Origin of the sequence: Paenibacillus sp. FSL H3-0310, assembly GCF_038002785.1 — a bacterium.
In the GTDB taxonomy this organism is placed as follows: Bacteria; Bacillota; Bacilli; order Paenibacillales; family Paenibacillaceae; genus Paenibacillus_AQ; species Paenibacillus_AQ odorifer.
The window spans coordinates 1713142-1731072 of record NZ_JBBODC010000001.1; the positions used below are offsets into that span (position 1 = coordinate 1713142).

Here is a 17931-nt window from a genome sequence, read left to right on the forward strand (position 1 = left end):
ACTGAATTATTTTATTTTTCATGTGGAGGTTGATCTCTCTGGCTGCAAAAACAAATGAGCAAATGTTACTCGAATTTAAGTCCCTCATCCCGTTCGTAGAATCTTTAGGTGAAGTATCAGACAAACATTGGAATCAGCCTATTGCAGCTGGTAAATGGACTTTAAAGGATATCATCTGTCATCTCATGTTATGGGATAAATATTTTTATGAAGGTGCGATTAAGAAAATAATTCTCCGGGAACCGATCACAACCAAGCATTTGGATTTTAACGAGTTTAATGCTAACGCTGTAGAATATGCTAAATTATTATCTGAACAAACATTAATTGAACAATTTGTACGTTATAGAACTAAAATCATAGATGCAGCTGTAGGCTTAACGGAAGATGAATTCAATCATGAATATAAGGATGGAGATCGCAAAAAATTCAGCGTTCGCAAGTACTTGAGAAGTTTTATCCCACATGATAAGCATCATAAAAAACAGATTGAGCAGTTCTTAAAACCTTAAACCTTGGCGCGATTTTGGACTAACTTCATGGATTGGCGTATGAGGATAGGACCAAACATGCTTCCGGCAGAGGCGGCAATTAAGGAATGGAAGGGGAATTTTATAGCAAAATAAAAGACCCATCCAGCAACAATATCAATAAGGATGAATTTTTTGATCTCGGATAATGGAATGGTCACGAAGACAATGGATTGTTTGTTTCTCACAGCAATGACCTCCTAATTTTAAGAAAACATCTTATAAATCCACTGTTCATTCTATTTTGGAACTAAGATGTCCCATTCCGTCTAAATCTACAATCGAATCGTAAAAAAAGGAAGTATGCCTTGCGGATCTTTTTCGCAAAGTGTACTTCCTTTTTTGTATGTGAGGATATTATCCGACTAATATTTGGCAGGGTATGGAAAGTCACAGAAGATATATTCAATCACTAGTACAATGTAAGCGTTGTCTTTTGTGAAAATATATCCTAAAGGAGCTAAGCTATGAGAGTGAAGAGACTATCTTTTAACCAGCTTGTGTTTATCTGTTTAGGTTTTCAATACTTGTTAATGCGTTTGTTCTCTGCCGGCGAGGCGATCGTTATCACATCGATAGAGCTAGTAATATATATTGTTTATACTGTCGCCACCCTTGCCGGATTGTTTCTCCGGAGCAGACGAATTGATAGTGAAGCTGTATCCGGGTTGTCGTCGTTATTTTTCAGCGTGTTATGGACGGTGTCTTTGTTCTCACAATTTCGGAAAGAAAGTTATCCAAATGCTTTAACAATCATTAATTCGCTGGGGGTGTCTTCAGCGGTAATCGTGATGCTCACGCAATTTATAATTTTGGCCAAGGCTTAGGCCTTAGCTGAAAAAAGGCGGGTGCCCAGTAGCTATTTTATGGCTATTGCGGCACTCGTTTGTTTTTTTTCATCCCCAGAAATGAAAGCTCACCCTGTTCATTTCGTTTAAATTCAAATTCACTGTCATGCTTGGTATGATGGAATCTTGTTTCTGAGATAGGATAGAACGGTGTAACCTCTTCATCATTCCAGACAAAATAATAGTCCTGGCCCCTACGCTCCACGCTCGCTTTGCAGCCAAATCCCTCATAGGTCCCCATATATTCAGCATACATGCTATCATCAAGTGGAAAGGCTCGCGGGAATATCGGCATTTCGGCAGGCTCACCGAATACTAATCCAGATAGAGATTCCGTTAACTTGGTAATGGGGACACAATCATAATTGGTCAACATGATGACGGTTGTCTGCTCTTCTGGATATCTGTGCATTTCACTTCGGAAGCCGCGATAAGCACCACCATGATACATTCTTTTGCGATCATAACGTTCGTCCAAAAACCAACCAAATCGATATTTGAGATTACTTGAATGAAAAGCCATCTCCAGAGTATCGTGAGACACTAATTGATCGGAGTATAACGCTTGATCCCACAGGAAAAGATCAGCAGCCGTCGAATACATGGCACCCGCTGACAGGATAGAGCTCATATGTATGTATTCACCCTGAGTATACTCTTCCCATGAGGAATGATAAGGTGAGGCTAATTTTGAAATGATTTGCTGATTGTTATAAACTCCTGTATTTACCATGCCAAGAGGCTGTAATATAAAAGTAGTGATATAATCTTCAAATGTCATGCCAGTAATCTTTTCAATGATCATTCCTAATAAATAATAACCCGAATTATTATAGGAAAACGATGTGCCGGGCATAAATGCAGGCGGTTGACTCACAAATAGCTGTAACATCTCCAAGGGAGTCAGCTTCAGTTTATTTAATTTTTGATTATATTCGGGTAGAGAAGTGTAGTTGGCTATACCCGAGGTATGTCCCAGCAGATGAAGGATGGTCATCCCCTCGAATGCATGCTGTTCAGGAAGATATTTTAAGATCGGATCTTCCAGTCGCAGACGTTTTTGTTCTTTTAGCATCAGAATCGCCATGCCAGTGAATGACTTGGTTAGCGACCAGATCCGGAATTTGGTATCTATAGCGTTCGGGACCTGATGTTCAAGATTCGCATACCCATATGCTTTTTGTAGCTTGATTTCTCCATGCTGAGCTATCAAGACTGTGCCGCTCAATGGCCAGCTTTGTTCGTATTTATCTAAAAATTGCTCCAGACGCTGGGATTGTTTATCCACAGGTAACCCCTCCTTAAAGGCATATTCTAACATAATACTAAATTCTGTTGAAGCGGAGAGAAATCCATGAGATATGATTGTTTAATTATTGATGATGAAACTGAACTTGCGGAGACCACCTGCGAATATTTTAATTTGTTCGATGTTCAAACCGCGTTTGTTACAAGCGCTGATGCCTGTCGAAGCTTTTTACGTGAGCATCAGGTCTCAATGTTACTGCTAGATATTAATTTAGGCGGTGAATCCGGCTTCCAGTTATGCAAAGAGCTGCGTCAGACGATGGGGATTCCCATCTTGTTTATTAGTGCCCGCTCCAGTGAAGATGATGTATTGATTGCTCTTGATATCGGAGGAGATGACTATATTCATAAGCCGTATACCCTGCGAGTGCTGCTCGCAAAAGTGAAGGCGGTGCTTAAACGCCACAATAACGAAGTTATAGCTGAGGCAGCTATCCTCCAAGCCGGCCCTATCCAGATAGACCCCGAACTTAGGAGGGCAAGCCTTAATGGCGTAGCTCTCAAGCTGAAAACGATGGAATATAAATTGCTCAGCTATTTGATTCAGCAGAAAAATAGGGTAATCCCCAAAGAGGAGTTATTTACTGAGGTATGGGGAGATGTTTTTGCGGGGGATGGCACCTTAAATGTACATATCCGTCATCTACGTGAGAAGATTGAGCAGAATCCTAATGATCCTCAGTACATCCGTACAGTATGGGGCATCGGTTATGCTTTTGAGGACAAATAGTTATGACAAAAAAACTGCTGTTGGCCCTTCTGCTTACTATATTTGCCGCAAGTTTAGCGCTCACCTTCCTAATTCTTAATTTGCAGGTGGAGACAGGAACAGATAGAGTGGCGATCAATACCATTGTGAAGCTCACGGAACAGAACTGGGACAAGCTTGATCCGAAGCTGTACAAGGAAAGTCCTTATGAATTTGCCATTATCGATACCACGGGAGTACTTAAATATCAGACGGGAAATGCGATTTCCGTTACTGTTAACGAAGCCATCTATAATCGGGATACTCTAGTGGACGTTTTTGTTCAGGATAAGATGGTGGGGAAGGTGATTATTAATAATGATTACCGTGCGATCTTTATACATATGAAAAAACAATTTATACAAGTTTCTATTGTGATGCTGCTTCTGCTTACGGTTCTAGGCGTTCTCTATATTTGGTTCCTGAATCGATCGGTTCTCCGTCCGTTCCGCAAAATGCAGCAATTCGCGAAGCATATCGCGAGAGGTGATCTGGAAGTGCCGCTGGAGATGGATCGTAATCATTTGTTTGGTGCTTTTACCGAAAGCTTTGATATGATGCGGGAAGAGCTTGCAGCGGCTAGACACAGCGAATATTTGGCGAATAAAAGTAAAAAGGAACTGGTTGCTAGTCTCAGTCATGACATTAAAACACCCGTTGCTTCGTTAAAGGCGATCACGGAACTGATGTTATTAAGCGCAAGGGATGAGAAGACCGGCAGACAGCTTAACACTTTGTACTCCAAAGCAGATCAGATTGATCGTCTGGTGACTGATATGTTCCATTCGACCTTGGAGGAACTAAATGAACTTAAAGTCAGCTTAACGGAAGAGCAAAGCCACCTGCTGATCCAAATTATAAATAATGTGAATTTCTATGAACGGATTTCAGCAGCATCTGTGCCTGACTGTCTCATTACGGTGGACCCCTTGCGGTTGCAGCAGGTGATCGATAATGTTGTGAATAATTCCTACAAATATGCCTACACAGACACACCCATAGATATTAAGTTCGAGATCACGGATCATTATCTGGAGGTAGATATTCTGGACTATGGTCCCGGGGTTCCTGAAGAGGAGCTGCCTTTAGTATTCAATAAATTTTTTCGGGGCAGTCTGGCCGTGAGCCAGAATGGTGCAGGTCTAGGCCTGTACATTTCCCGTTATATGATGCAAAAAATGCAAGGCGATATTCTGTGCTCCAATCGGGAGGACGGATTTACAGTCAAACTGCTAATTCCTTTAGCAGGACAGAATTAAGAATTAGCTAAGGATTGCACAAAGACATGTTAAGAACATTTAACGTACGATAAGGTTGCAATTACGAATGAGCTTGTGATTGCAGCCATTATATTTCGCGTAGAGCTATGATTTTTTTTAGCGCAATTAATGAGCATGAATGTAAATGGAGTGTTCAACATGAGCGAAGTGAATAATAAAGTGCTGATGCAGACTAATAAGCTTGGAAAAACCTTCTCCCATGGAGGAACTCAGCAGCATGTTTTGAAAAATCTGGATCTGACCTTATATCATGGTGATTTTACGATTATCATGGGCAGCTCTGGTTCTGGTAAATCAACACTGCTATATGCCATTTCGGGTATGGATAAGCCAACACTTGGAGAGGTTCTATTTGAAGGTCAGGATATCACAGCCATGAGTAATGATCAGCTTGCGATATTCCGGCGGAAGAATTGTGGGTTCGTGTTTCAGCAGATTCATCTGCTGGATACGATGAGTGTCCTCGACAATGTATTATCAAGTGCTTTTCTTGTACAAAAGGATAGAGCAGGCGCTGTAAAAAAAGCCAAAAAGCTACTCTCTGATGTAGGTCTGGATGACTCTGTCTGGGGCAAGTTTCCGGCGCAAATCTCAGGTGGCGAAGCTCAGCGGGCGGGGATTATCCGGGCATTGATTAACAGTCCAAAAGCGGTTTTCGCCGATGAGCCGACGGGTGCGTTAAATAGTTCAGCAGGAATAGGTGTACTGCGCGTCCTTACTGAGGTGAATAGACAAGGGCAAAGTATAATTATGGTTACTCATGATCTTAAAACCGCGTTGCGTGGAAATCGGATATTGTATTTGCGGGATGGAGTCATCGTGGGAGATTTGCGTCTTACCCCTTATAGCGAAGATAACGGACCTGAACGGCAGCAGCAATTACAGTCCTTTCTAACCGAATTGGGGTGGTAGGGATGGGTAGCCTAATAGGAAAATTAGCTTGGTCCAATATTCGTAAAAGAAAAAGTGCTACGGTTACGCTCTTCATTCTTATCATGATAGCTGTGCTGCTGCTGAACATTGGTCTTACGGTCATTTTGAAGCTCAATTCCTTCCAGCAAGAAAAAATGACTGAATTAAGGACTCCAGAAATAAGTGCATATTTTCCAAAAGATGATTATCTAGAAGAGTATGAGGAGCTTGTGGATAGTTATTCATATACAGAATCCTGGGAGAATGAAGCAGCAATTCTGTTAGCAGATGCTAAAATGAAGTACGGACAAACGGACACTACGGTAGCTTTTATAATTCTTAACATGGATACACCGCGGACCAAGGGACTGTTCAAGACAACGACTCCGCCAGGATCTAAGGATGCAAATATGATCTATTTGCCTTATTTGTTCCATGTTGGATCGGGGTATAACCTTGGGGATACCTTTACTTTTGTATACGATAATAACTCATTTTCTTATACCATAGGTGGCTTTATTGAGGAGCCGTTGCTAGGGACGTTAACTAATGGAGCTTTAAAAGTATTTTTGAATGATGAAGGTTATAAACAGTTGGGGGAACGTCTTGGAACTGAAGCTCAGTACAGCTTTCTATCAGCAGATTTAACCGATCCTTCAAAGGATGTAAAGCTGGAGCAAATGCTTAGTGAGCGGATTTTTGCCTCAGGAAGTACGGATCAATTTCAAGTCATGCGGGCAGAGGTTGGGCTCCAAGGGAACCGTGTTTTTGTTAATCTTTTAGCAGCCATTTTAATCGTATTTGCACTGATTATGGTTCTAATCTCGCTTATTGTCATCAGGTTTCAAATATTGGGGCATATTGAAGACAATTTAACGAACATCGGTATTTTAAAAGCTAACGGTTATACTTCATGGCAGATTAAAAATGCGCTTCTGCTACAGTTCACCTCAGTTTCCATCATTGCAGCTATACCGGGAGGCGGGTTATCTGGGCTGGTTATGCCGTTGGTAGGGAATATGATTTCGTCTTCAATCGGACTTCTGTGGCCAATATCCTTTGAAGGGGTCAGTGCAGTACTTAGTTTGGTTATTGTCTCTGGACTAGTGCTACTTGTTACCTATCTGTCGAGCCGGCGAATTCGGAACATTACTCCGATTACAGCTCTGCAGAGCGGAATCCTCACTCACAATTTCAAGCGGAACCCAATGCCACTCGAAACATCCCGAATGAATCTGCAATTCAGCTTAAGCCTTAAAGCTTTAGTAAGGCAGGCGAAACAGAATATGATGATCGTATTGATCGTTGCCGGATTAACCTTTTCTAGTATTTTTTGCTCTATATTGAATTTCAACTTTAAGGGAGATACCTCCGCCGTTATAGAACTGGTAGGTATAGAACGCAGCGACTTTTTGTTATTGCCGAAAAACGGTGACCTACAGCAGGGGAAGTTTACAGAATTAGAAGCCATGCCAGGGGTTGAAAAGTTGACTGTATTGGATAGCATGGTCGCTTCCATTAAGAACACCAGCTTTATGCTCCGGGTATCTGACGATTATAGCAAGCTGGAGACACAAACCATATACAAAGGGCGAGAGCCAATTTATGATAATGAAATTGTGATTTCCGGTGTTATTGCAAAGTTGGAAAATTCAGAAATAGGGGACGAGGTCCCGATCACTTTTAATGGTGTGACGGAGAATTATTTGGTTACTGGCTTAAGCCAGCAGATTAGCCAACTTGGAATGGTGGCGAGTATGACCGGTGATGGAATGAGAAGACTTCAACCGGAGTACACCCCTCTGTCCATCAATGTGTATCTGAAAGAGGGGGGAGATGCGCAAGCTTTTGTGAAGGATCTGGAAGCACGCTTCCCTAAGCAATGGAACATTACTAACATTCGAGAAACGGTTGATAGTACGCTCAGTACATTCACTGCCGCAGTATCTTCTATGACTGCAGTCATCACTGTGGTGACGATTATAGTAGTCAGTCTGATTTTGTATTTAGTGATTAAGACTTTGATTCTGAAGCGGAAACGTGAGTTCGGCATTCTTAAAGGAATGGGTTATACCACTTTTAATCTGATGACGCAGATTACCTTTAGTCTGTTTCCGGTGATTGTGGTGGGAGTAGCTTTGGGGAGTGTAGGGGGGTATTTTTTCTCAGACTCAGCATTTGTACTATTGCTCTCGAGTTTAGGGATTTATAATGTCCAACTGGCGGTTAGTTTGCCTCAAGTATTGCTATTGTGTGCAGCCATTCTAGTAGTAGCTTATGCGGTGTCTATGCTTGTTGCCCGGCGAATTCGGAAGGTTAGTGTGTACGATTTGATTATGGACTAATTTAAGCGAAAAACAAAAAAAACAACGAGCAGGAAGTTAGTTACTCCATGCCCGTTGTTTTTTATTACATATTCATTCGTCCGTCATCATAATTGAATTGCCAGTCGATGCCGAATTTATCTTTTAGACTACCATAACAAGAGCTCCAGAAGGTTTCTTGCAGTTCCATAACTACTTTACCGCCCTCTTGAAGCTTATCGAAATATTTCTTTATGTTATCTAAATCCTTACTAACTACGGAAAGACTAATATTGTTTCCTTCGATAAAAGGCATGCCTGGAAAAACATCAGAAAACATTACATTACTGCCTTCGATATTCAAGCGGGTGTGCATAACCAAATCTTTAGCTTCCTCAGGAAGAGTGAAATTGGGATCGGGTGGTGTTTCACCAAAGGTCATGATTTGTGGACGTTCAGTGCCAAACACCTCTGCGTAAAACTCTGCTGCGTCACGACAATTCCCATTGAAATTAAGATAAACATCGATGGACATTTTTTTCACTCCTTAAAGGTTTGTTAGCGTTACTTCGAAAATACTTAAAATTCAAAATACCTTGTCACTTCCACATTGTATCATTTACCAGTTTATAAACAAATATTCTTATAGTCTCATTATTAAACTTTTATTTCATCTACTATCTTCTAATTAAAAATAGGATATGGTAGTATTCAAGAAAAGGGATAATTTTCTATAAATTAAATAAAATTATATTTATGTTAAATAGTTAGGGTATTTAGGCTCTTGTTAGATCTTTAAAACGGAGAGGAGGTGATGATGAGTGCGGGTAAGGCATAGAGGAGGTGACCATTCTTTAAAGGAGTGAATACTGCAATTGTAGCATCGCGTGGCTATTAATAAATTATTTGCGAATTTATTTAATTGTCGAAAGGAGAATAATAAATGACAAAAGCACTAAGGAAGCAAATGTTGTTATTGCTTACGATCATGGCTTTAGTTATCACCGGATATGCTCCTTCTACCACGTATGCCAGTGAGGCACATGTTGACAATCCGTTTGTAGGAGCTACAGCATATGTTAATCCTGATTATGCCGCACTGATTGATACCTCTATTGCTCAGGTTACCGATAGTACTTTAGCTTCCAAGATGGAGACCATTAAAAAATATCCGACAGCCGTATGGCTGGATCGAATTGCTGCAATTTATGGCGGGACAGAAAACGGAGGCAGAAAAAGTCTTGAGGAAACATTAGATTCCGTACTCGCGCAAAAGCAACCAAACACGCCGATTACAGCCACATTCGTAATTTATGATATGCCTGGGCGGGATTGCCACGCTTTGGCCTCCAATGGCGAGCTGCCACTGACAGCAGCGGGTTTGACAACCTACAAATCAGATTATGTTGACGTAATCGCCAGTATTTTTGCAAAGCCCAAATATAGTGACATTCGTATAGTGACGATCGTAGAGCCGGACTCGCTTCCGAATCTAGTTACTAATCTCAGCACACCACAGTGTGCTCAAGCTAACTCCACGAATATTTACCGTGATGCTACACGTTACACTTTAAATGCTCTCCATGCCATTCCAAATGTGTATACTTACATGGATATTGGTCACTCTGGCTGGCTCGGATGGGATACTAACCGTGGCCCCGCTATCGACCTCTTTACTTCGGTTGTGTCAGGCACTACAGCTGGACTTGCTAGTGTCGATGGATTCATTACGAATACAGCCAATACCACTCCACTAGTAGAACCTAATCTTCCAGATCCGAATCTTACGATAGGCAGCCAGCAGCTTCGTTCTGCAAGTTATTATGAATGGAATCCGTATTTTGATGAAGCTGATTTCACAGCAGCTTTGTATTCAGGTTTTGTAGCAAAAGGTTGGCCTTCCACGATCGGCTTCCTTATTGATACTTCCCGTAACGGGTGGGGAGGACCTAATCGTCCGACTAGTGCAAGCGGAACAACCGTTAACGCTTATGCGGATTCCGGTCGGATTGATAAACGTCTCCATCGCGGCAATTGGTGTAATGCCAGCGGTGCCGGAATTGGAGAAGTTCCACAAGCAGCACCCGCAGGTTATGCAGCCTCACATTTGGATGCATTCGTCTGGGTGAAACCTCCGGGAGAATCTGACGGCTCCAGCAGTGCCATTCCAAATAATGAAGGCAAGGGCTTTGACAGAATGTGTGATCCAACTTATACCAGCTCAAGCGGCACACTGACCGGTGCATTACCTAATGCGCCTGTATCAGGCCACTGGTTCCATGATCAATTTGTTCAGCTGGTACAGAATGCTTACCCTGTAATTCCTCTGAGTAACGGAGGGGGCACTGTAGTTCCAGCGGCACCCACTAACTTGGTAGCGACAGCGGGAGATGCAAAAGTAAGCCTGAGCTGGACGGCATCCAGCAGTGCGACTAGTTTCACAGTAAAACGAGCGACCACAAGCGGAGGGCCGTACACCATTGTAGCAACCGGGCTAACGTCAACGAGCTACACCAACACCGCCCTAACGAACGGAACAACCTATCACTATGTTGTAAGCGCAACCAATAGTGTGGGAGAGAGTGTGAATTCGGGACAAGCGAGTGCGACCCCAGCAGCAGTGGCGACTGTTCCGACGGCACCCACTAACTTGGTAGCGACAGCGGGAGATGCAAAAGTAAGCCTGAGCTGGAGCGCATCCAATAGTGCGATTAGCTACACTGTGAAAAGTGCAACCACAAGCGGAGGCCCGTACACCACTGTAGCAGCAGGGCTAACGACCACGAGCTACACTAACACCGCCCTAACGAACGGAACGACTTATTACTATGTTGTAAGCGCAACCAATAGTGTGGGAGAGAGTGCGGATTCTACACAAGCGAGTGCGGCTCCAGCAGCAGTGGCGACTGTTCCCGCGGCGCCAACCAATTTGGTAGCGACAGCAGGAGATGCAAAAGTAAACCTGAGCTGGAGTGCATCCAGTGGTGCGACTAGTTACACTGTGAAAAGTGCAACCACAAGCGGAGGGCCGTACACCACTGTAGCAACAGGGCTAACGGCAACGAGCTACATCAACACGGGCTTAACGAACGGAACAACCTATTACTATGTTGTAAGCGCAACCAATAGTACAGGAGAGAGTGTGAATTCGGCACAAGCGAGTGCTGTTCCACAAGTTCCGGCAGCAACTAGTCTGACGTTGCAGTATCGGGCAGGAGATACTAATGCGACAGACAATCAGATCAAACCTTATTTTAATATTAAAAATAACGGCACAACCGCAGTGAACTTAAGCGATCTTAAAATCCGTTATTATTTCACTAAAGATAGTAATCAGACGTTAAATGGCACAATTGATTGGGCACAGATCGGCAATAATAATGTTCAAGTCGCCTTTGCAGACTACACTGGCACGAATGCAGACACTTACGTTGAACTTTCGTTTGCTTCTTCGGCTGGTTCCATTCCAGCTGGAGGCCAGTCCGGAGATATTCAACTCAGAATATATAAATCAGATTGGACTAATTTTAACGAAGCCAATGACTACTCCTTTGATGCTACTAAAACTGCTTATACTAACTGGGATAAAGTGACGCTTTATCAAAGTGATGCTCTCGTATGGGGAATTGCTCCGTAACGGAAGCAGGGGATATTTAAAAGAGCCGCTGGAGTGATCCTGGCGGCTCTTTCTGTATTATTTAATTCGTTTACCGAGTAGCACAAGCAGCCAGATGATTCCAGCCCCAACAATGGCGTGACCAAGACCCGCAATATGGGGCAGGAAGCTAATATCACTGCCGTTAATTTGCAGCATTCCGCGTGTAGCCATTGCACCAATCGTGATTAGAAGACCAATGTTATAGACAATGTACCATGCACCAAAAGATTTAGCCTCATGGATATTAAATAACTTGTCTAAGATCATAGCAATAATAAAGAAAAAGAATCCTAAGACTAGAATGTGAGTGTGAAGCGCAACTAATATAGTATCTCCTGTGAAATCATTCATTTTAGTAATTTCGCGATAGGCCACTCCGGCTATCAAACCAAGAATTGCATAGAAAAAAGACGTGTAATACAATTTTTTCATAAGAATATCTCCTTTGTAGGTATCGTTATGATTGAAGTGTATCAAGCAATTAAGAACGCAATATGAACAAATGATTACAAGGTGAAAAAAATCACTAGTTTATAAAATACATTATATCCTAAAGGAAGTTTCACTTTCCACGACGAACTGTACTACTAGAGAAATGAGAGGAGACTTAAGGAAAATATGATCGATAACGTTGAAGGATTTCCTGTGCTCGAAACAGACCGCTTTATTTTGAGAAGAATTACACTGGATGATGCTAAAGAAATATATAATTATTTTTCAAAAGATGAAGTGACCCAGTATTATGATCTGGATAGCTTTACCGATATACAGCAAGCGATCAACCTTATCGAAAGATGGGATGAACGTTTCAAAGGCAAACAAAGTATTCGCTGGGGAATAGCCAGGCGTGAGGATAATATAATGATGGGTTCATGCGGATATCATAACTGGGCGCACAGAAATTTCAAAGCAGAGATTGGGTATGAATTATCTCCACTTTATTGGCGGCAGGGTGTGATGACGGAAGTCCTGACAGCTATTATTGCGTATGGCTTTGAGCATATGAAGCTCCATCGAATTGAGGCGTTTTATGATCCGGCTAATATTGCCTCCAAGAAGTCTCTTTTGAAAGCGGGCTTTAAGTATGAGGGATTGTTGCGCGAATCTTTTTTTGAAAAAGGTAGATTTGTAGATGCGGAGATTTGCTCTTTGTTAGCTTCCGATACGAACTAAGAAGTATAAAATTAAAAAAATGCGAGTTAACCATAATGCGAGAGGACGTATTATGGTTTTTTGTTTGTGATACAATAAATAGATTATCGAATTTATCCTACGTGGTACTAATCCAACATACATATCATGATGAAAGAAGGTGAAGGTATGGAGTTTGAGTATTTGCTTCGTGTAATTGGCGCGGGAATTTGTGGCGTATTAGTTGGATATGAACGCAAAAGCCGGATGAAAGAAGCTGGAGTTAGAACACATTTTGTTGTGGCCTTAGGTGCTGCACTCATGATGGTCATCTCCAAATATGGGTTTCAGGATCAAGCGGATTGGCCTAATCTTTCTCTTGATCCCGCTCGGATAGCTGCTCAGGTAGTAAGCGGAGTAGGTTTTTTGGGCGCAGGAATGATTTTTATGCAAAGACACACAGTCAAAGGGCTCACTACTGCTGCAGGGATTTGGGCAACAGCCGGAGTGGGCATGGCTATAGGGTCTGGTCTTTATATTCTTGGCGTAGGAGCAACGATAATCATTTTACTTGGGCAAAAGATCTTACACAGTCGTAACAGCTGGCTGGCCGCACCAAAAACCCAACAGCTCGTTATAAGTCTAGCTAACACAGAAGGCGCTATGGGCCGAATTCAAGAGTTGCTTAAAGAACACAAAATCGCTGTTCTAAGTTTTCATGCTGAAAATAACAGTGTAGAATCCGAATTAAACGTAGAAATCGTTGTAAGATTGCCTGAATCATTTAATCCAGTACAATTGTTATCGATGATCCAAGAGGACGCAGCGGTTAAGACCGTTGAGTTTCAATGATTTTTTAGCACCTTCGATGTAACTAACTTACTTCGCATCAAAAGCTACCTCCTTTTTGAGAGTTTCCTTTTGATGCGAGTGTTACCTTCAATTTACCATCGATTCACACACCCTCACATTAATCCAAGCAAAATACCACTTTCAGTCTTTCTATTCCAATTAATAGGTTCAAGATTCAAATTAAATGCTAATTCATGGGCTTATATGTTATGTCTGTGTTATATATTGAGTGGTTTTTGTGTTGGTTATCTTTAGTTAACCGCTTACATTTATTTTTAAATAAAAAATATGTCATTTATATTGACACATAAACCATGACCCTTTATTATTAATCCCATCACTGGAGAAACTAAATTAAAATTTAAATCAAAGAATACATTATCAGCGCTTTATTTGCAAATAATTTCTTGTTTTTGTGGTTTATTAATCCAATTAATGCACTGGAGAAAATAATTAGGAGAATGCCCGTGAAAAAGCACGATCAGGATTTTATGAAGCGACAAAATCGTTTAACGGTTTTCGAAATTATAAAAAATCAACAACCGATTTCTCGCGCTTCTATTGCTAAACAGACTGGTATGAGTCCTACGACTGTAAGTCGAATTGTCGGAGAGTTGACGGAGGAAGGATATTTACTCGATTCAGAGCAGGTATCATCAGGATTAGGTCGGAAATCAACGTTAATAGGTATGATGGACGCTTCTGTATTATCGGTTGGCGTTGAACTGGATCGCAGTCTTATGTCTATAGGAATTGTGGACTTACAAGGACAGCTTATCTGCAGTAGTCAATTTCCCCGTACACCAGACGAAAGCCCGGAACGAACGCTGGAACGGATTCATGAAGCCATTGAGCAATTGTTCCAGCAGCATGTGATTGACAGAACACGTATCGTGGGTATTGGCGTTGGACTTCCTGGCATTGTGAATAACGAAGAAGGAATTGTTGTCTTCTCTGTTCAGCTAGGATGGAAAAATGTGCCGTTAGCCAAACGCTTGAAAGAGCTGACAGGTTTTGAAATCGCTGTGGACAATGAGCTGAAAGTAAGGGCTCTTGCTGAACATCTTAAAGGAGCCGCAGTCGGCTCAAGCCGTACGGCATTATTGGGTTTCGGTCAAGGCGTGGGTTCTGCGATGATTCTCGAGGGAGAGATTTATCGAGGGGTGATGAACAGTGCGGGTGAAATTGGGCATACGACAGTGGATCCTAACGGAATGATGTGTGAGTGCGGCAAAGCGGGCTGTTTACAGACCTATATAAATATCAGTTCTTTATTATCTGAAGCTAATCGGATTCGCCCGATCCGTACGATTGAGGAGTTATTCGCAGCAAAACATGCAGGAGAACAATGGGCGATGCACTTGATCGACCGTGCACTCATGTATATGGCCATCACCATTAATAATGTCGTATGCATGTATAACCCCGACAGCGTGATTTTAAGTGGAGAACTCGTGGACAAATTCCCGGATATATACGAAGAAGTTGAGCAGCTGTACCTCTCGCGCTTTACATGGGAGCCGCTTCGTGGTTCCTTTACGATTCATCGCTCGTTGCTGAATGAGAAGGGTGTAATTATCGGATCGGGACTTTTATCGCAGAATCGATTTTTTGCCTTAGATTAAATTAACTACTGCTGGGGAGGTTGTACAGATGGGATTTACAACATTGGTAGAAGAATATCGTGGTGGCCTGTTGGAGAATGTGCATTATGGTGCAGTTAGTGTAGTTGATGAGAAGGGCAACATTTTGTACAAAGCAGGCGATCCGGAGCATATGACTTATCTTCGCTCTGCTGCTAAGCCATTCCAAGCTTTGCCGGTAATGAAACGCCGGATCGATGAAGTATATGGTTTGATAAGTAAAGAAGCTTCGCTGTTTACCGCTTCACACCGGGGAGAAGCCTTCCATATTGAAGCGCTTGAAGCTCTTTTTCAGAAAATGGGATTAAAAGAAGAGTCACTTCATTGCTGCTCTACATACCCGCTGAATGAAGAAGCCAAAGCAGAACGTCACCGGGCAAATGAGCCCACTCGTAAAATCTTTCATAACTGCTCAGGCAAACATGCAGGATTAATGGGCCTTAGCAAATATATGGGTTGGGATATAAACACTTATTACGATCCTAACCATCCTGTACAACAGGAGATTCTTGAGATGATGGCTTATATCGCTGAAGTTCCCAAAGCGTCCATCCCGCAAGGTATTGATGGCTGTGGACTTCCTATCTTCGCACTTCCGCTTCATAAAATCGCTTATTCCTATCTAAAGCTAGCGTGTCCCGATTTGATTGAGGATACGGATATACGTAACGCAGCCGCTGCCATTGCAAAACTTATGAATGATAACCCGGTTATGATTGCTGACACGAAATTTGTATGCTCAGAGCTCCTGAAGGATGACAATCTGACGGCTAAAGGTGGAGCAAAAGGGGTATACGGTATCGGACTCCGTAAGGAACGAATGGGTATATCACTGAAAGTATCCGACGGATCAGAACAAGTCTGGCCATGTATTATCGCATCGATTCTAGAACGTATTGGTTACAGCAATCAAGACACAATTGATCGCCTATATGCACTCGTGCCTAATACGATTGTTAATGATGGCGGTACTGTAGTCGGCGAACGCCGTGCTGTATTTCAATGGGAGATCTAGAGCATAAGGTCAAGAATAATCTTCAAGTTTGGTGATTAATCGGACTAGAAGCTTTTCTAATACATCGTTTGAATAGGGGAGTGTAAAAAATGAAAGCAAAAGGAAAAGTATGGTCAATGTTCATGCTGCTGCTTATTACAGTAGTAGTGACTGCAGGGTGCGGCAACAAAGCGAGCAACGAGGGACAAAACGGCAATACTGCTGGTGGAACTGAAACTAGCACCCCAACTACAAAGAATGATAAAGACATTGTAATTGCCATCAATTCTAACTTTATTACGCTGGACCCTCATAACGCAAGCGATACGCATTCAATCAGCGCTGCCAGAACGATGTACGAAGGTCTGATGGGTTTTGACGAGAATATGAACGTGGTTCCTGTTCTTGCCGCAAGCCATTCCATAAGTGAAGACGGGTTGGTCTACACGTTCACGCTGCAAGAGAATGTTAAATTCCAAGACGGTACTGACTTTAATGCTGAAGCGGTTAAAGTAAACATCGCCCGTATTCAAGATGAGAAGAACAATCTGAGACTGCGCAAAAGCTTCGCAAAGGTAGCGAAAGTGGAGACTCCTGATGCTAAAACCGTGGTTATTACACTCAGTGAGCCGTACAACGCATTTTTAAATAAAGTAGCTATGGCACCTATTATTAGTCCGAAAGCTTTAGAAGAAAATGGCACCGATATTTCGAAAAATCCTGTAGGGACGGGACCATTTAAGTTCAAAGAATGGGTGCAAGGCGACCGCTTGGTTGTCGTTAAGAACCCTGATTACTGGCAAGCGGGCTTGCCAAAAGTGGATAGTGTGACCTTTAGACCTGTACCAGAGAATGGATCACGGATAGCCATGCTGAAAACCGGCGAGGCAGATTTTATTTATCCAATGCCAACGGAGCAAGTATCTGAGGTTGAAGGTCTTGAAGGAATTACTGTAGATACCATCGATTCGACAATTGTCCGTTATGTAACGTTAAATACGATGAAAAAACCTTTTGATGATGTGAAGGTACGTCAAGCCATTAACTATGCTATCAATAAAGAAGCTTATATCAAAGTTGTGAAATCGGGTCTTGGTGCTAAGCTTGATTCCACGATGTCTTCCAAAACACAATACTATTCCCCGCAAACAGGTTATGACTATGACATTGAAAAAGCTAAACAATTGCTTGCTGAAGCAGGTTATCCTGATGGATTCGAAACCGAAATTTGGGGTGAAAATGAATCCGAAACTATGAAGGGTATGCAATTTATTCAGCAACAGCTAGCACTTGTAGGGATTAAGGTAGACGTGAAATCCATGGAAGGCGGCACGTTGTCCGACCAAATTAACTCTGCTAAGACACCAGAAGAAGCGAAAATTCAAATGTGGTATGTCAGCTGGTCTCCGTCTTCTGGTGATGCAGATGGTGCAACCAGAGGGTTGTTCAGTAGTGAAATGTTCCCGCCTGCTGGCTCAAATACAGCCTATTACAAAAATGAAAATGTAGACAAATGGATCGCTGAGGCGAATAAATCTGTTGATCCAGAAGCGGCTAAATCCATCTATGGCAATATTCAAAAAACAATTTGGGAAGATGCTCCATGGGCATTCATGGGCGTCGACCAAATCATCTCAGGCAAAAGATCGTATCTGGAAGGAGTTAAGGTCTTCCCGGATGGTTCCATTAATGTCCTGAATGCAGAAGTGAAATAATGCTAAACA

Annotated in this window: 16 protein-coding genes; 12 read left to right on the forward strand and 4 right to left on the reverse strand. The window is 42.2% G+C overall.

The genetic code is table 11. The features are described 5' to 3' along the window. The first annotated feature begins 20 nt into the window (after window positions 1–20). Entirely contained in the window at window positions 21–512 is a 492-nt protein-coding gene (locus MHH63_RS07645) for a DinB family protein (protein ID WP_076276073.1), read from the forward strand. Here the strand turns inward: MHH63_RS07645 and MHH63_RS07650 are convergent. Next, entirely contained in the window at window positions 509–718 is a 210-nt protein-coding gene (locus tag MHH63_RS07650) for a hypothetical protein (RefSeq protein ID WP_036685800.1), read from the reverse strand. The genes MHH63_RS07645 and MHH63_RS07650 overlap by 4 nt on opposite strands. Before the next feature lie 279 nt (window positions 719–997). Between MHH63_RS07650 and MHH63_RS07655 the strand changes: the two genes are divergently transcribed. Then, the gene (locus MHH63_RS07655) at window positions 998–1357 is read left to right on the forward strand and encodes a hypothetical protein (RefSeq protein WP_036685802.1); all 360 of its coding nucleotides are present in this window, start codon (window positions 998–1000) and stop codon (window positions 1355–1357) included. Window positions 1358–1400: 43 nt separating this feature from the next. Here the strand turns inward: MHH63_RS07655 and MHH63_RS07660 are convergent, their stop codons facing one another. Then, the gene (locus tag MHH63_RS07660; protein WP_076306965.1) at window positions 1401–2666 is read right to left on the reverse strand and encodes a serine hydrolase domain-containing protein; all 1266 of its coding nucleotides are present in this window, start codon (window positions 2664–2666) and stop codon (window positions 1401–1403) included. Between the two features lie 66 nt (window positions 2667–2732). Between MHH63_RS07660 and MHH63_RS07665 the strand changes: the two genes are divergently transcribed. The 4 genes from MHH63_RS07665 to MHH63_RS07680 all read left to right on the forward strand — a co-directional run bounded on the left by MHH63_RS07665 (window position 2733) and on the right by MHH63_RS07680 (window position 7971). Continuing rightward, the gene (locus tag MHH63_RS07665; protein ID WP_076129903.1) at window positions 2733–3416 is read left to right on the forward strand and encodes a response regulator transcription factor; all 684 of its coding nucleotides are present in this window, start codon (window positions 2733–2735) and stop codon (window positions 3414–3416) included. A 2-nt stretch (window positions 3417–3418) separates the two neighbouring features. Continuing rightward, the gene (locus MHH63_RS07670) at window positions 3419–4693 is read left to right on the forward strand and encodes a HAMP domain-containing sensor histidine kinase (RefSeq protein ID WP_076278755.1); all 1275 of its coding nucleotides are present in this window, start codon (window positions 3419–3421) and stop codon (window positions 4691–4693) included. Window positions 4694–4852: 159 nt separating this feature from the next. Then, entirely contained in the window at window positions 4853–5626 is a 774-nt protein-coding gene (locus tag MHH63_RS07675; RefSeq protein ID WP_076183127.1) for an ABC transporter ATP-binding protein, read from the forward strand. 2 nt (window positions 5627–5628) lie between these two features. Then, entirely contained in the window at window positions 5629–7971 is a 2343-nt protein-coding gene (locus MHH63_RS07680; protein ID WP_341171358.1) for an ABC transporter permease, read from the forward strand. A 64-nt stretch (window positions 7972–8035) separates the two neighbouring features. Here the strand turns inward: MHH63_RS07680 and MHH63_RS07685 are convergent, their stop codons facing one another. Beyond that, window positions 8036–8464 carry a VOC family protein gene (locus MHH63_RS07685; RefSeq protein WP_076307627.1) on the reverse strand — a complete coding sequence of 143 codons (429 nt, stop codon included), beginning with the start codon at window positions 8462–8464 and terminating at the stop codon, window positions 8036–8038. 408 nt (window positions 8465–8872) lie between these two features. Here MHH63_RS07685 and MHH63_RS07690 point away from each other — a divergent pair, with 408 nt between their 5' ends. Beyond that, entirely contained in the window at window positions 8873–11566 is a 2694-nt protein-coding gene (locus tag MHH63_RS07690; protein WP_445321752.1) for a glycoside hydrolase family 6 protein, read from the forward strand. A 57-nt stretch (window positions 11567–11623) separates the two neighbouring features. Here the strand turns inward: MHH63_RS07690 and MHH63_RS07695 are convergent, their stop codons facing one another. After that, entirely contained in the window at window positions 11624–12019 is a 396-nt protein-coding gene (locus MHH63_RS07695; protein ID WP_076129897.1) for a DUF2871 domain-containing protein, read from the reverse strand. A 186-nt stretch (window positions 12020–12205) separates the two neighbouring features. Here MHH63_RS07695 and MHH63_RS07700 point away from each other — a divergent pair, with 186 nt between their 5' ends. The 5 genes from MHH63_RS07700 (at window position 12206) to MHH63_RS07720 (ending at window position 17922) form a co-directional block, all read left to right on the forward strand. Further along, the gene (locus MHH63_RS07700; RefSeq protein WP_081387118.1) at window positions 12206–12760 is read left to right on the forward strand and encodes a GNAT family N-acetyltransferase; all 555 of its coding nucleotides are present in this window, start codon (window positions 12206–12208) and stop codon (window positions 12758–12760) included. A 126-nt stretch (window positions 12761–12886) separates the two neighbouring features. Then, window positions 12887–13570: an MgtC/SapB family protein gene (locus MHH63_RS07705; protein ID WP_244886359.1), complete on the forward strand. Its 684-nt coding sequence runs from the start codon at window positions 12887–12889 to the stop codon at window positions 13568–13570. 461 nt (window positions 13571–14031) lie between these two features. Next, window positions 14032–15195 (forward strand): ROK family transcriptional regulator, encoded by a 1164-nt coding sequence (locus tag MHH63_RS07710; RefSeq protein WP_341171359.1) that lies wholly within the window; start codon window positions 14032–14034, stop codon window positions 15193–15195. Window positions 15196–15223: 28 nt separating this feature from the next. After that, window positions 15224–16228, forward strand: a complete 1005-nt coding sequence (locus tag MHH63_RS07715) for an asparaginase (protein WP_341171360.1) — start codon at window positions 15224–15226, stop codon at window positions 16226–16228. A gap of 89 nt (window positions 16229–16317) precedes the next feature. Next, the gene (locus MHH63_RS07720) at window positions 16318–17922 is read left to right on the forward strand and encodes a glutathione ABC transporter substrate-binding protein (protein ID WP_076141089.1); all 1605 of its coding nucleotides are present in this window, start codon (window positions 16318–16320) and stop codon (window positions 17920–17922) included. Window positions 17923–17931: the final 9 nt, after the last annotated feature.